At 34.8% G+C, this 14,379-nt stretch carries 12 protein-coding genes and 1 tRNA gene; 3 read left to right on the top strand and 10 right to left on the bottom strand.

Annotated features, from left to right (window positions below):
- Nucleotides 1-2: 2 nt before the first annotated feature.
- Genes K6112_01015 through smc form a run of 4 tightly spaced genes read right to left on the bottom strand, consistent with a single transcriptional unit; the run spans nt 3 to nt 7,476 of the window.
- A complete protein-coding gene (locus K6112_01015; protein ID QZP17966.1) occupies nt 3-863 on the bottom strand; it encodes a tetratricopeptide repeat protein in 861 nt (286 codons plus the stop codon).
- A 2-nt stretch (nt 864-865) separates the two neighbouring features.
- Nucleotides 866-2,884 carry an NAD-dependent DNA ligase LigA gene (gene ligA, locus K6112_01020; GenBank protein ID QZP17967.1) on the bottom strand — a complete coding sequence of 673 codons (2,019 nt, stop codon included), beginning with the start codon at nt 2,882-2,884 and terminating at the stop codon, nt 866-868.
- Nucleotides 2,885-2,887: 3 nt separating this feature from the next.
- On the bottom strand, nt 2,888-3,970 hold the full coding sequence (locus tag K6112_01025) for a cell division protein ZipA C-terminal FtsZ-binding domain-containing protein (protein ID QZP17968.1): 1,083 nt from the start codon (nt 3,968-3,970) through the stop codon (nt 2,888-2,890).
- A gap of 2 nt (nt 3,971-3,972) precedes the next feature.
- A complete protein-coding gene (gene smc, locus K6112_01030; GenBank protein QZP17969.1) occupies nt 3,973-7,476 on the bottom strand; it encodes a chromosome segregation protein SMC in 3,504 nt (1,167 codons plus the stop codon).
- Nucleotides 7,477-7,561: 85 nt separating this feature from the next.
- On the opposite strand from smc, the gene queF reads away from it, so the two are divergent.
- Both queF and K6112_01040 read left to right on the top strand, forming a co-directional pair.
- On the top strand, nt 7,562-8,008 hold the full coding sequence (gene queF / locus K6112_01035; protein QZP17970.1) for a preQ(1) synthase: 447 nt from the start codon (nt 7,562-7,564) through the stop codon (nt 8,006-8,008).
- 6 nt (nt 8,009-8,014) lie between these two features.
- Nucleotides 8,015-8,090 (top strand) — tRNA-Ala (locus K6112_01040).
- Between the two features lie 36 nt (nt 8,091-8,126).
- On the opposite strand, the gene K6112_01045 is transcribed toward K6112_01040, so the two are convergent.
- On the bottom strand, nt 8,127-8,948 hold the full coding sequence (locus K6112_01045) for a methyltransferase (GenBank protein QZP17971.1): 822 nt from the start codon (nt 8,946-8,948) through the stop codon (nt 8,127-8,129).
- A 100-nt stretch (nt 8,949-9,048) separates the two neighbouring features.
- Between K6112_01045 and ggt the strand changes: the two genes are divergently transcribed.
- Nucleotides 9,049-10,746, top strand: a complete 1,698-nt coding sequence (ggt, locus tag K6112_01050; GenBank protein ID QZP17972.1) for a gamma-glutamyltransferase — start codon at nt 9,049-9,051, stop codon at nt 10,744-10,746.
- Between the two features lie 74 nt (nt 10,747-10,820).
- On the opposite strand, the gene K6112_01055 is transcribed toward ggt, so the two are convergent.
- The 5 genes from K6112_01055 to K6112_01075 form a co-directional block, all read right to left on the bottom strand.
- A complete protein-coding gene (locus K6112_01055) occupies nt 10,821-11,387 on the bottom strand; it encodes a 5-formyltetrahydrofolate cyclo-ligase (GenBank protein ID QZP17973.1) in 567 nt (188 codons plus the stop codon).
- 95 nt (nt 11,388-11,482) lie between these two features.
- On the bottom strand, nt 11,483-12,295 hold the full coding sequence (panB, locus tag K6112_01060; protein QZP17974.1) for a 3-methyl-2-oxobutanoate hydroxymethyltransferase: 813 nt from the start codon (nt 12,293-12,295) through the stop codon (nt 11,483-11,485).
- Nucleotides 12,296-12,601: 306 nt separating this feature from the next.
- Nucleotides 12,602-13,141 carry a pyridoxamine 5'-phosphate oxidase family protein gene (locus K6112_01065; GenBank protein QZP17975.1) on the bottom strand — a complete coding sequence of 180 codons (540 nt, stop codon included), beginning with the start codon at nt 13,139-13,141 and terminating at the stop codon, nt 12,602-12,604.
- 49 nt (nt 13,142-13,190) lie between these two features.
- The gene (locus K6112_01070; GenBank protein QZP17976.1) at nt 13,191-13,583 is read right to left on the bottom strand and encodes a hypothetical protein; all 393 of its coding nucleotides are present in this window, start codon (nt 13,581-13,583) and stop codon (nt 13,191-13,193) included.
- 56 nt (nt 13,584-13,639) lie between these two features.
- Complete coding sequence (locus K6112_01075; GenBank protein ID QZP17977.1) at nt 13,640-14,353, bottom strand: SDR family NAD(P)-dependent oxidoreductase; 714 nt, start codon at nt 14,351-14,353, stop codon at nt 13,640-13,642.
- Nucleotides 14,354-14,379: the final 26 nt, after the last annotated feature.

A 14,379-nucleotide genomic window follows, 5' to 3' on the forward strand; every position in this document is an offset into this window, starting at 1 on the left:
ATCTAGTCAAAGTCTTCGATACCCAGTCTTTGCATCACTATTTCCGCATTTTTTTTGCTTTCTGCAGCGGCCTTCTCATCTCCAATTTTTGTATATAGCTCAACTTGAGCAATTAGTGTTTTAGCTAGATAATATTCTCCACCATTATCAATACAAAACTTTTCAAGCTTCTTCAGTGTTTCGATTGCTTTTGTTTGGTTCTTATCAAGATAATAGTATCTTGAAAGTTCAATGCTGCTATCAGCGTATTCACCCAGCATTCCAGTCTTTTGAAACATTAATGTTGCTCTTAAGCCATATTCAACTGCTTTTGAAGCTTTATTTCTATAGAAGTATGTTTGAGCTAAGCCTTCATAACAAACAGCTCGCTCATTATCATTTGAAGCCAATACCAAAGCTCTTGTATAGTAATCTTGAGCATCTAAAAATTCTTTAGTCCTAAGCATGTTAATACCTAATTGATACAAAAAACGGTGTTCATATTGAAGGTATTTACTGTTACCCAATTCTGCTGTCTGAAAACCATAAGTGAATGTCTTATTAGACCCTTTAAAGTCTCCAGAGTCTCTTTGTGTAATGCCCTTGAAAAGAATTGCTTGCATTTGATCAGCTTGGATAGAAGCTTCCTTTTCGGCTATTTCAAAGTCTTTAATTGCCTGATCATTATTTCTAAGACGAAAATTAGCTTTACCCTTACAAAAGTTAGAATCGTATTTGTCTTTAACTGAATTCGCTGCTTTTAAAGCTTCCTCAAACTTACCTTTATTTAATTGTTTCTCACATTCATTATTCACATTATAAGCAAAAATATTGTTTGAATACAATAATGTAAAAGATAAAATTAATGTTAATTGTTTAATCATTATTACTCCTCAGTCCATTTAATAAGGTCATTTTCCGATAAAATTACTATTCTAAGTGCTTGCGCTTTTTCAAGCTTACTTCCCGCATCGTTTCCAGCTAATAAATAATCTGTCTTTTTTGAAACAGTTGACGTTATTTTGCCACCATATTGCTCGATTATTTGTTTCGCATCTTCCCTTTTAAGTGTTGGCAATGTCCCTGTTAGGACAAAAACCTTACCACTAATTTCAGAAACAAATTTAACTTCTTTTCTAAGCTCTTCTTTAAATAACACGCCATTATTGATGAGCCTGTCAATTAAATCAAGATTTTTTAAATCATTAAAGTAACAATGAATAAAGCCTGAAACAGTAGGACCTATGTCATCAACCCCCTCTAAACCCTCCTGAGTTTGTGCTTTTATATTTGATATAGTTCCGAATTCTTTGGCTAGATCTTTTGCTGTCGCCTCACCCACCCCTCGAATCCCTAGCGCGTATATCAAACGTCCTAATGTTGTTTCTTTTGATTTATGAATTGATTCAATAAGGTTTTTAGAAGATTTTTCACCAAACCGCTCTAAACTCTCAAGAGAACCTAAATCGAGAGTGTATAAGTCTGTAAAATCATTAATCATTTTATTTTCTAGTAGTTGATCAATAATCTTTTCACCCAGCCCATCAATATCCATAGCTTTTCTTGAAGCGAAATGCATAATGGACTGTTTTCTTTGAGCGGGGCATTGAATACCTTCACAACATCTAAGGATGGCCTCTCCTTCCTCTTTTTTTAGTTTTGAGCCACATTCAGGACATTGGATTGGCATTAAAAACGTCTCAATATTTTTTGGTCGTTTAGCCTTAATAACACTCACAACTTCAGGCACTACATCCCCTGCTCTTCTTATTAAAACAAAATCATTGATATGAACATCTTTCCTAAGAAGTTCTGCTTCGTTATGAAGGGAAGCGTTTGTCACCGTTACACCAGATACGAAGGTTGGTTTGAGTCTTGCTACAGGGGTGATTGCACCAGTCCTCCCCACCTGAACATCAATACCTAAAACCTGTGATTCAGCCTCTTCAGCAGGAAACTTATGCGCAACAGCCCATCTAGGTGCCCTTGATACAAAACCAAGCTCATCTTGATAATTTAGAGAATCTACTTTATAAACAACACCATCAATATCAAAGGGTAAACTTTGTCTTTTGTTGATAATTTCATGGTAATAATCTAATAATCCAACAACACCAGTCACATTTTCTACAAGATCTGTAGTAGGTATTTTGAGTTCATTCAGCAATTTTATTGAGTCAGAGTGTGATGTAAGAGTGTTTTCTATACCCTCAAAATCTATACTGTATGCATAAAACCTAAGTGGTCGAGTTGCTGTAATACTTGAATCTAATTGTCTCAAACTACCTGCTGCCGCATTTCTTGGGTTAGCGAATACTTTTTGACCTAACTCTTCTTGTTTTTTGTTAAGGGCGAGAAAATCCTCTTTGAACATCACAACTTCGCCTCTTATTTCGATTCTTGGTGGCAGACCCTTAGTGTCAATTTTAAGGGGAATAGACTTGATAGTTTTAAGGTTGTGAGTTACATCTTCGCCCGAGAAGCCATCGCCTCGTGTCGCGCCGAGAGAAAAAAAACCTCCCTCATAAATTAATGCAATCGCAAGTCCATCAAATTTTGGCTCTACTGCATAATTAATACTTTCCACCCCTAAATCAGTTTTAATTCTTTTATCAAAAGCTGCTAATTCGTCCTCGTGGAACACGTTGCTGAGAGAAAGCATTGGCTTTTTATGGCTCACTTGATTGAATGCGCTATTGGAAAGCATACCGACTCTCTGTGTTGGTGAGTCCTCTGTGATTAATTCAGGATATTGCTTCTCTAGCTCCTCTAATTTCCTCATAAGATCGTCATAGACGCTATCAGTGACGGTTGGGTCATCTTTTACATAATAATTAAAATTATGTTCTTGAATCTCCTTTTTTAAAGTTAAAACAGTTTCTTCAATTGCACTATTTTTTTTCATGACTTAATTGAACATTTTTTGAGCAATTTTCGAGCCCGATGGAATTTTCTTTTCTTGCATTATTTTCTCTAGCTTTTTTAAATGCACATAAATTTGGCTTATTTGATCATCGTTTAAAGGCTTTCTGCTAACATCAACAAGCACTCCATTAAGCTTAGTGTTGAATTGTTTAATTATAAGAATTAGTTCGTTGAATGCTGTTGTAATTTTCATAGTATTTGGGATGTCCATTTTGAAAATAATTCCTTGAAGGAATGTTTCGTGACTTATATTTAGTGGCTTCCCAGTTAGTGAAGTAAGCACGCAAATCTTTTGACCTGAATCTTGGTGTATTAATTCGTGAAACGAATTATTATTGACTTTAAAGATAGGTTGTTTAAAAAAGTCTATCAAAGGCCCTGCGTGAAATGTTGGGTCAGACTTCGGATAAACCTGAAGAATCAATGAGTGATCAACATCTTTTTTAAATTTACTTAAATGAAAAGATTCTTTTTCAATATCCTGATTAGATAACCAAAATATTGGTCCATCAACATTTGATGAAATATCATTCGCAAGCTGCTTAAAATCTTGGATGGCTTTGGTATCTAGAGTATATTTCCTGCTTGCGAGCAGTAAAACTAAGAGAACCTGGTTGTAATTAATAGAGTCATAGATTGCTGATTCTGTTGCCCACAAATCATTATCTTTTCTAATATAAACTCTGACACCTGGCATCGATTTAATTTTATCTAAAAGTAATCCACTGCTCGACTCTTGAATCTTTTTACATGTAATTGAAATTACGGTTTCAATATCTCTGTCAATGCCATCAGGCAAATTTGAATTAATTATCTTTTCTGAACCAGTTAAATTCTCATTAACCTCTTTCTCTATGGGTTCAAAAGGCTCAACAACTTCAGGAGTCACTTCTAGATCATTAAAGTTATGAAAAAGTGGATCGTTGTCCTCGCTAATAGAGTTGTTAGGTTTTGTTAGGCTGGCTTGTTTCTTTGTTAATCTTTTTAATTCACTCCAATTGTAGATGATTAGCACAAAAATAATGGCTACGCCCGTAATTAATAGTGCAAGTTGAACATCATTCATATTTAGTAAGCTAGCTCCATATCGTCAATATCCCTCATATCTACTTCGACAATTCTTGAAACTCCAAGTTCTTGCTGAGTAACGCCGACTAATTGTTCTGCAATCTCCATGGTAATTCGGTTGTGTGTAACGATTAAAAACTGTGTCTTTTCTGCCATTTCCTTTACTAAAGAACAAAAATTACCTGTATTGGTATCGTCCAATGGTGCATCTACTTCATCCATAACGCAAAACGGAGAGGGGTTTAATTTAAATAAAGCAAATATAAGCGATATTGCTGTTAATGCTTTTTCCCCACCTGACAAAAGATTAATCGTTGTATTTTTTTTACCAGGGGGTTGGGCTGATACTTGGAGACCTGTATCTAAAATTTCATCCCCCATCAATTGAAGCTCTGCCCTTCCTCCCATAAACAATCTTTTAAAAAACTCACTGAAATTTTTGTTAACTTCTTTGTATGTTGTATCTAATTTTTCCTTTGTTTCACTGTCGATTTTTTTAATTGCATTCTCAAGTGTCGTCATCGCTTCAGTTAAATCATCAGATTGTTTTTGTAGATAATTTTTTCTTTCTTGGATGGAATTTAATTCATCGATAGCAGCTTGGTTAACTGGTCCAAGACGTTCCATTTTAAGGCGGAGTGCATCACACTTCTCTATTATCGATTCGACATTTGTGTCATCATCGATTGCATCAAGCAAAGCACTTTCATCGAAAGAGGTTTTTTCAATTTCATGGCAGCATTGCTGGAATAGAATCTGTGATTCTCTTTCTAAAATTTTAGATTCTTGGACTTTTTCAGTAAGTGGATTTAGTGAGTGTTGCTTTTCCAGTCTTTTGCTTTCTAAATTTTTCAGATTAGTTTCTTTCGTCAAAAGATCCTCTCTTGCTTTAATAAGATTTTTTTCTGCCTGTTCTTTTTCTTGAAGGCTTTCTTTAAGAATTGATTCTTGATTTTCAGAGTTTTTTTCATTCAATTGGATATGGGAGTCATTTATTAACTTTTCTAAGCGAAGCTTTTCGTTGGTATTGTGAGTTAATTTTTCAACGAAATCTTCATGTTTGTTCTGATGAATTTTTAGATTGAATGAAAGCTCTTGCTCTATTTTATCTCTTGCAAATACCTTTTCTCTTTCTGATTCAAATTTTACCTCAGAGGTTTTTTTGTCATTCAATAATTCCTCTAATTTGTTTTGTAAATTTAATTTGTCTTTACTATGTTCGTCGAGACTCTTTTGTTTTTGACTAAACTCCTCCATAAAACTACTTATTTTTTTATCAGCCTCTTCAAGCTCGATGCCTATATTGACGATTCTTTCTTGCCTATGAATCTCAATTTGTTGCTGCTTATTTACCTCTAAATTAATTGAATTTTTCTCTTCAATAAGATTAAATTTTTTCTCAGATAAAAGCTCAACTTCTTTTTTTGTTGTCGCTAAATTTTCTATATGTACATCTGTTTTGTTAATAGCTTTATCAAGCTCATTCTTGTATCCGGGTAAATCTTTTTTTAGGTCTTCAAGTAGCTTAAGATTGGTAAGTTTGTTAGATTTTGTTTTATTTTCAGATCGAAATACTTGAAAGTTTTTACCATGAATATTGCCAGATTGATCAACCAATATTTCACCAAAATTAAGATCTTTAAGATTAACTTCTAGATCTTGTTCATTTGTAATATAGGCATGACAAAGCCATTCTGTTAATACATTATTGATATTGGGTATTTTAGATGATATTTTTGAAAGCAGTGGCGTGAGTTTTGCATTATGCGTAATTGTCTTGTTTGAACTTCCCTCATATACAACAGCTATGCTTGTTGGTATCTCTTTAAGTGATTTAGGAGATATTCTTTTGCTTTCATAGGCGCTGGCATACTCTGAAAGAAGAAAGTCAACAGCTTTTTGCCAATCTTTTTCGATATCAACTCTTTTAAATATATTCCTATCTTTATCAATACCTACTTCATTAAGGAATTCACTGGTATGCTCATCATTCATTTCGTTCTCTACAAAGCTCGACAGGGTCGAGATTTGTATTTCAGTCTGCTGAAAATTTTTAAGATGCTCATCTTTTCTCAAATTGAGGCTATCTGTTTCTTTTTCTAACTTATTAAGTAATTCTTTTTTATCTGCTAACTCATTATCCGCGAGCATTATTTGATTATCTATATCTCCTATATGATCTGGAGAGGTACTATCATGACTTCCAACCTTCTCTTTTATTGCAAAAGATTCGTCATGGAGTTGTTTTTTTCTTACCTCTAAATCCTCAATGCTTTTATTAATATAATCAATTCGAGTTGATTCTAAATTGATTAACTCGTATATTTTTTGACTCTCACTTTGTTGAAATTCTAATTTCTCAATAGCTGCCCTGTATTCAGCTTCTACCTTCACAAGTCTGGCTTTATCAGCACCGGCATTTTGTTGGTGCTGTGAAAGTTTTTCATTTTCGATTTGTATTAAATTTTGATTTTCCTCTATCGCTTTTTCAGTTTCTTCGATTGAAGTGGTATGAGATTTTAATTTTTCCTCACTCTCAATCAATGTAACCTTCAATCTCTCTAGATTATTTTTAATGTTATTTAGGGCATTTTCTGCATCCGATACAAGGGCATTTACCTCATAAAATTTAGCCTGCGCAGAATTAATTTCGTTAGATTTGTCAGCGTGCTCTTGCCTAGCATTCTCAACGTTAACTTCGATATCTCTTAATGCTGTTGTGAATTGATCTAATTCAGTCTGTTGATTAGTAATAAGTGTTTTTATTTGATCCCAAGACTCATTCGCATCCCTCTTCTTTAATGCCCAAACCTGCGCTTCTTGGAATTTTAAATTTTCTTGGTGCTTATTATATTTGCTTGCGGTTTCTGCTTGTGATTCAAGCTTGGTGATTTGTTGATTGATTTCCCTTAATAAGTCTTCAACACGCGATAGGTTCTCTTTTGTATCACGCAGTCGATATTCTGTTTCTTTTCTTCTCTCTTTGTATTGACTGACACCAGCAGCCTCCTCTAGAAAGTTTTTTAGTTCTTCTGGTTTTGCTTCGATAATCTGTGAGACTGTATTTTGTCCAATGATTGCATAACCTTTAGCGCCTAAGCCAGTACCAAGAAATAAGTCAGCTACATCTTTTCTTCTCACTTGAGTATTATTAATGTAATAACTTGACCCCTTTTCTTTTTCAATGACTCTCTTGACAGATATTTCAGCGTAACTAGCCCATGCTTGTGGTGCCATTCCTTCTGAATTATCAAAGAAAAGTTCAGCACTTGCTCTAGAAACAGGTTGGCGAGTATCACTACCGTAAAAGATAACATCCTCCATCGTTCCTCCACGCAACTCTTTAGCTGAGGAAGATCCTAAAACCCATTTAATAGATTCGGTTACATTTGATTTACCACAACCATTTGGTCCTACAATAGCCGCTAACTGTGCGTCAACTTTTATGGTTGTTGGATCAACAAATGTTTTAAAGCCAGCTAATTTAATCTCTTTAAGTTTCAATTGTTATCAATCTTTGGATTTTGTTGAAAAAGAATTTGTTCAAGGCAGTATAATGTCATCTTTCAAATAAATTTAAGCTTAAGTTATGAATCAAAATTCACTCGGTGGAAAGCCAACAGCCCAACCCACCAAAACACTAGAAACATTCGAAAATCCCAACACTAAAAGAGATATTCATATCCATATGCAAATTCCAGAGTTTACTTGTTTGTGTCCTAAAACAGGCCAACCTGACTTCGCTACTTTGTACCTTGATTATATCCCCGATAAGACTTGTGTGGAACTAAAAAGTCTAAAACTCTATATCTGGTCATTCAGAGATGAGGGATGCTTTCATGAGGCAGTTACTAACAGTATTTTAGATGACCTTGTTCAGGCAACAGACCCTAGATTTATGAGATTAACTGCCAAATTTTTTGTCAGAGGTGGTATTTTTACCAATGTTGTTGCTGAACATACTAAGCCAGGCTGGAAACCACAGCCCAAAGTTGACTTAGGTCAATTTGATTCTGAGAAAAATTATCGAGGATAATTTCACGGGGGTATAGCTCAGCTGGGAGAGCACTTGCATGGCATGCAAGGGGTCAGCGGTTCGATCCCGCTTACCTCCACCAATTCTTTGAACTAGTAGGCTCTAGATTGACCGTTTATTATTCCTTAATAAATCTCAAGGTCATTCGATCTGACTCTCCAATTGATATAATATCTGCTTTATCATCGTCTTCAACCCCCCTTAAGCTAGGTAGCAAATTCCAAACGCCATTTGGATGGTCAGCAGTATCCTTCGGATTTGCATTGATTTCAGATTTAGCATCAAGTCTGAAACCTGCATCTTTTGCCATCTGAATAACATAATCTTCTGTCATATAACCACTTTTAATCTGTTTATCTAAGGGCGTTCCTGCCTTTGCTCTGTGCTCTACTACTCCAAGAACTCCTCCAGACTTAAGGGCTTTTGCAAAACCAGCAAACATCGCTTCAGCTGATCCTGCTTTCGCCCAATTATGAACGTTTCTAAATGTAAGAACCATATCAACAGGGCTATTCGGAGAAAATTCAGGTTGTTTTGGATCAAAATGAACCCAACGGAGTTGGTCGTAAATATCAGGATTTTTTTCCATCTTTTCTTTAAACGTCCTTTCTAATTTAACAAAGAAAGGATTTATTTTTTCATGCAGCTCCAAGGAGGTATAGGTGTACTGCCCTTTATTGTGCATCAGCGAAGCTAAAATCTCAGTATACCAACCATATCCCGGAGTAATTTCAACAACAGACTGTTCTGGATTGAGGCCAAAAAAGAGTAATGTTTCTTTTGGATGGCGATATTTATCACGCTCAACATAAGAAGGTGTTCTATGTTCAGCCTCTAGAGCTTTATCAATAAGCTGACTAGTATCTGAATTACCACAACCAAGTAATATTGTTAAAGAGAATAAAATTAAAAAAAGTTTATATAATTTATTATTTGTCATGTTTATGTAAATATTAATTTGAGAGTTAAAGTAAAATAATCAAATATGATCTAAAAAATATATTAATGAATTACTAATCAAAAACAAGGTTTTTTATTAAATGAAGACATTCAGAATTTCTGAGCATTGGCTTTATCTATTATTTATATTATTTTATTCTGGAAGTATTTTCTCCAATGAATTAATTCAATCCAAGGGTGCAGTTGTAACTTCGAATGCTCTGGCAACTGAAGCAGGAGAAAAAATTTTAGCTGAAGGTGGCAACGCTTACGATGCTGCTACAACAATCAGTGCGATGCTTTCTGTTGTAGAGCCATTTGCATCAGGCCTTGGAGGGGGTGCATTCTGGTTAATATATGATGCTAAAAGTAAAAAATATACCATGCTAGATGCCAGAGAGACTGCTCCACTGCAATCTCATAAAAATATGTATCTAGATGAAAATGAGAACGTTATAAAAAATATGTCTAAGCTTGGGCCATTGTCTGCAGGAATACCAGGGATCCCTGCGGTATTAAGCTACGTCAATGATAAGTACGGTTCAAAGAAATTAAGCACGCTTTTAACTCCAGCCTATCGGGCCGCAATCAATGGATTTCCTGTAAATGAAAGGTATTTAAAAGGAGCAAATTATAAAAAGAAGTGGCTTAAAAAATACAAAGAAACGGAAGCAATTTTTTTGCACAACGGTGAAGTCCCAAAAAAAGGATGGGTCCTAAAGCAAAATGATCTAGCAAAGACGATTAAAAAAATAATGAAGGATGGCCACAAAAGTTTTTACACAGGAAGCTTTGCTAAAAAAATGGTTGAATCTGTTCAAAATAATGGTGGTATTTGGAGCGAAGAAGATTTAAATAGATATAAAGTTCTTGAGCGAGAACCAGTTCGATCAACCTACAAAGGAATTTCAATTATAGCCCCTGGGCTTCCATCCTCAGGAGGCTTAGTTCTATCCAATGCCCTAAATATATTAGCAGGGTATGAATTGGATAAACTTAGCCCTACCACCCAAAAACATTTAATTATTGAGTCTCTAAGGCGAGCGTATTATGAAAGAGCCTTAAAAATGGGAGATCCAGATTTCATGGATAATTCTCTTGAATTTCTTTTAACTCCTAGTTTTGCGGCGAAACAAAGAGAAAGTATTAATATCAATTATGCAACAGATAATCAAACTCTCGAATTCGCTGATCCACCGTATCAAGGGCAAGGAAACGATACAACGCATTTTTCGGTAATCGATAAATTCGGTAATCGTGTAGCAGTTACGCAATCTATCAACTTTTGGTTTGGATCTACCTTTGTTCCCAAAGGAACAGGTGTTTTGCTGAATAATGAAATGGATGATTTTTCTATCAAGCCTGGCACTGAGAATGGCTATGGATTAATTGGATATGATGCTAATGCAGTGGAACCCGGAAAAAGAATGTTATCCAGTATGACGCCAACTTTTCTTGAATCAGATAGAGGCTTTGTAATTTTAGGAACCCCAGGAGGCTCAAGGATTATAAGTATGATTCTTCTTGCAACTTTGGAATGGATTAATGGAGGAGACGCTAAATCTATGGTCTCTTTGCCAAGGTTTCATCATCAATATCATCCAGATTATGTGCTCTATGAGGAAGAAGCATTTATATCTAGTGAGATTGATGAATTGGAAAGTATGGGACATATATTTAAAAAATCAAACAGGCAGTTTGGTAATATGCAGATAATTACATGGGATCAAGAAAATAATAAAATTGAAGTTGCCTCTGACCCAAGGGGAAAAGAAAAAAGCCGTGAAGAAGTATATTGATAAATAACTTATAACTTTTTATAAGGATTTATATAGAGGTTTATAGAGCAACTAAGTTTACTTCTACCAACTACCTAAAAAGAATAGTTTTTATTGGGAGTAACGCAGCACGTCAAAGGGACATCATGTTCATTTGTATCATCTATGAGCTCGCAAGGCATAAAAAGGCTGATGCCAATTTTTTTAACATCCTTATGTAAAGAAGCAAAAAAACGATCGTAAAAACCTTTTCCATAGCCCACTCGATAGCCTTTCAGATCAAAGGCTAAAAGCGGCGTAATTACTAGATCGATCTTATCGTTTTCTATCCAAATAGGATTGATTGGTTCGGTAATATTGTATTTAGCTTGTTTGGTTATGGTATCTGGACTAAATGCTGCATTTCTCATTGTCCCCTCTTCAAAATTACTCACAGGGACAACAACCTTTATATTATTTTTCCAACAATACTCAACGATTGGTGAAGTATTAATTTCATCCTTTGTATGGATTGGTAAAAAGCAATGGATAAATTTAAGCTCATATTCTTTTATAAGCTCGATTGTGTTTTGAATGAGAAGTGATGAATTTTCTTCAAAATCTGATGAGGACAGATCTTGACGCTTTTTTAAATATATCTTTCTTGCGGTATCTTTTTTCAAAATAATGTAGGAAAGAGAGGGTAACAAGTTAGATTATATAAATTTATTATCATCCCTTATCACCCTCTATATCAACTCCTCAAATTGAATATTTCTTATTTTAGTTGATCCTTACCCGGTGCGTAAGTTTCTGCTGCCCCTGGGAATGCTTTTGCATGTACATCGGCTGCGAACTGATTTACAGCATCTTTTATCAGCTCTGCCCCATTCATGTATGTCCTAACAAACTTAGGCTTGAAGTCTGTAGAAAAACCTAACATATCTGGAAGAACCAATGCTTGGCCATCCACATCAAGCCCTGCTCCAACACCTACAACTGGGATAGAAACTGCTTTACTAACTGCCGCACCTACATGTTGCGGAACAGCTTCCAAAACGATTGCGATACATCCAAGTTGATCAAGTTTTTTAGCTTCTTCAACGATACTCATTGCACTTTCTTTTGTTTTACCTTGAGCTTTAAATCCACCAATCGCATTATGGTGAGAAGGTGTAAGGCCAATATGTCCAATTGTTGGAATTCCGGATTGTGAAAGATGGGCATAAAGCTCTTCGTTTCCATCAACACCTTCTATTTTAAGAGCATTTGCCCCAGCCTTGATTAAGATTTCAACGTTATCCAATGAATCCTTTAAACTCTTTCTATTAGCCATGAATGGCATACCAGCGATTAGGAACTTATCTTTTGCTCCCTTTTTTACGGCTCTAGTGTGCATTGCAATTGTTTCCACATCACAGCTCAAGGTATCTTCATGTCCATGTACAACCATATTTAAATCATCACCAATTAAAATTCCGTTAATGTCTGTGTCATTAAGAATTTTGGCACTCCAGTATTCATGCGAAGTAACCACTACAATTTTTGTTCCTTCTGCTTTTAACTGTTTAAAACTTTCTAATACGCTCATTATCTTTTCCTTAAATTGTTTACATAAAAAGTGATAATTAAAGTAAATAACGTCAAATCTTATATTTGATTGTACGTGATTTAATTATCAGGTTTTAAAACAAGAAGACTTTTGGTCGTGATTTGTTTTTTGAAGACTTTTGGTCATGAATTACATTGACCGTAGCTAACAATGGATAATGTTATGTGAACGATCTTGAATTTATTATATAGTATTAAATAGAAATCAACAATAGACTAACTTATTGTTTATAAAGAATATTTTTTTAATATAGCTGATACAAGGCTCTTTTAATGGTAATAAATATCAGGGTGTTAACCAAAAATCTTCTCGCTCATTTTTATTCAAAATACTTTTAGCTCGTATATGTCCGCTTGGGGCTAGCTCAAGAATATCAAGAGTTTTAAATTGAATGGATATTACTTCAAACCTACTCTTCTCACTATCATAATTATAATCATCAGAAGCAGAAATTTCTGTCCCTGGAAACGGATTAATCACATAGTCTTTTTTCTGAGTATCGCTTAACTTATCCCAGTAATCAATTTTATTATCTAAAAAAGATGCTTCCCCAGTTACCTGGACTTGAAGCCTTTTTTTTGGATCCCAAAAAAGCAAGGAACAGGAAGGGTTAGTTTTTAATTGATGATATTTTTGGCTTTCATTGTCGGTATAGATTATTAAGGACTGATCATGCTCGATGAATCTTCGAGCAACCACAATTCTTTGAAAAACCTTATTATTAATTGAAGAAGACAAAGCGGGTAGCTTGAAAGGCGACTTACGGTCAACAGTTCCACGTTGAATAGTTTTAAGGGCGTCATCAATAAAAATAGTTACATTCATAAAGTGCCTATAATAATTCCATAGCTCACATCATCTTTTATAAAATTAACTAGGAATCTGATTTCTTCATTAGATAAATACTCAAGACTAAAAATAAAGAAACAATGACCTCAATAGCTATTGCCTTAATTAGTAAGTCTGCGCCATGAACTAATCCGGCATAAATTCTAAAAAATGCAGCAGAACCCAACAGGCTTAATGTTGTATATAACCAGACATGTTGATTTTTATATGCGCCTATGCAAGCCATCAGGCCTGCGGTAAAAAAGAAAGCAGTAAAATCTCCTATTTGTGTGTTCATACCCATAGTTGTATCTCCTGGTCCTTCAACTAATGTCATGGCTAAACCCGCTGCAGCAGATTCAGGATTTAAGGTCCATCGAAACGCCGAGCTAAGTAGAACTAAACCAATCGACGCAGATATCAATCTTGCAATCATCATATTCTCCTCTTATTTAAATTTTTTTAAGCCATCTAAGCTTAACATTTTATGTTTTTTTATGGCTCTATTACTTTTCCTGAAAAATCAAAACACTTCCCTGAATCCTTGTGGGAAATTTCATTAATTACTTTACTCATAAATTCAACACTTTCTTTTGGACTAAATACATCATGTTTGACATGTCTCAAGAAAGGTTCTGATAGATGACTTTTGACTGTGCCAGGGTGAATCCCAATCACACAATGTTCTTTGTTTAGCCTTTTTAATTCTATAGAGAGATTTTTAATCATCATGTTGAGTGCGGTTTTTGAACTACGATAACTATGCCACCCACCCAGCTCATTATCAGAGACACTCCCAACTCTTGCAGTTAAGAAGACAATTTTCACCCCTTTTGCTTTTTTAATCAGAGGTAGAAGTTTTTTTACCAACAAGATCGGTCCAAATACATTTACTTGGAATATCGCCTTCATGTTCCCTTCATCAATTCCATCGATTGATTTCTCTGGCTTTATATGGTCTGTATGAAGAATCCCTGTCGCAATGATGATTTTACTAATTGAGTCTAATTGTGATATCACATCAAGATTTTTTAATGTTGCTTCATCGTTATAGTCAATTTCAACTGATTGAATTTTATCGTGATCGATATTAATTGACTTCCTAGATAGCGCGATAATTTTTTCTACATTCGGGTCATCAGTATACTGCTTGACAAATTCTCCACCAATGGCTCCTGATGATCCTGCTATGATTATGTTTTCCTTCATTTAGTCAATCGCTTACGTTATTCATT

The sequence above is a fragment of the Methylophilales bacterium genome, from assembly GCA_019823025.1.
Lineage (GTDB): Bacteria > Pseudomonadota > Gammaproteobacteria > Burkholderiales > Methylophilaceae > BACL14.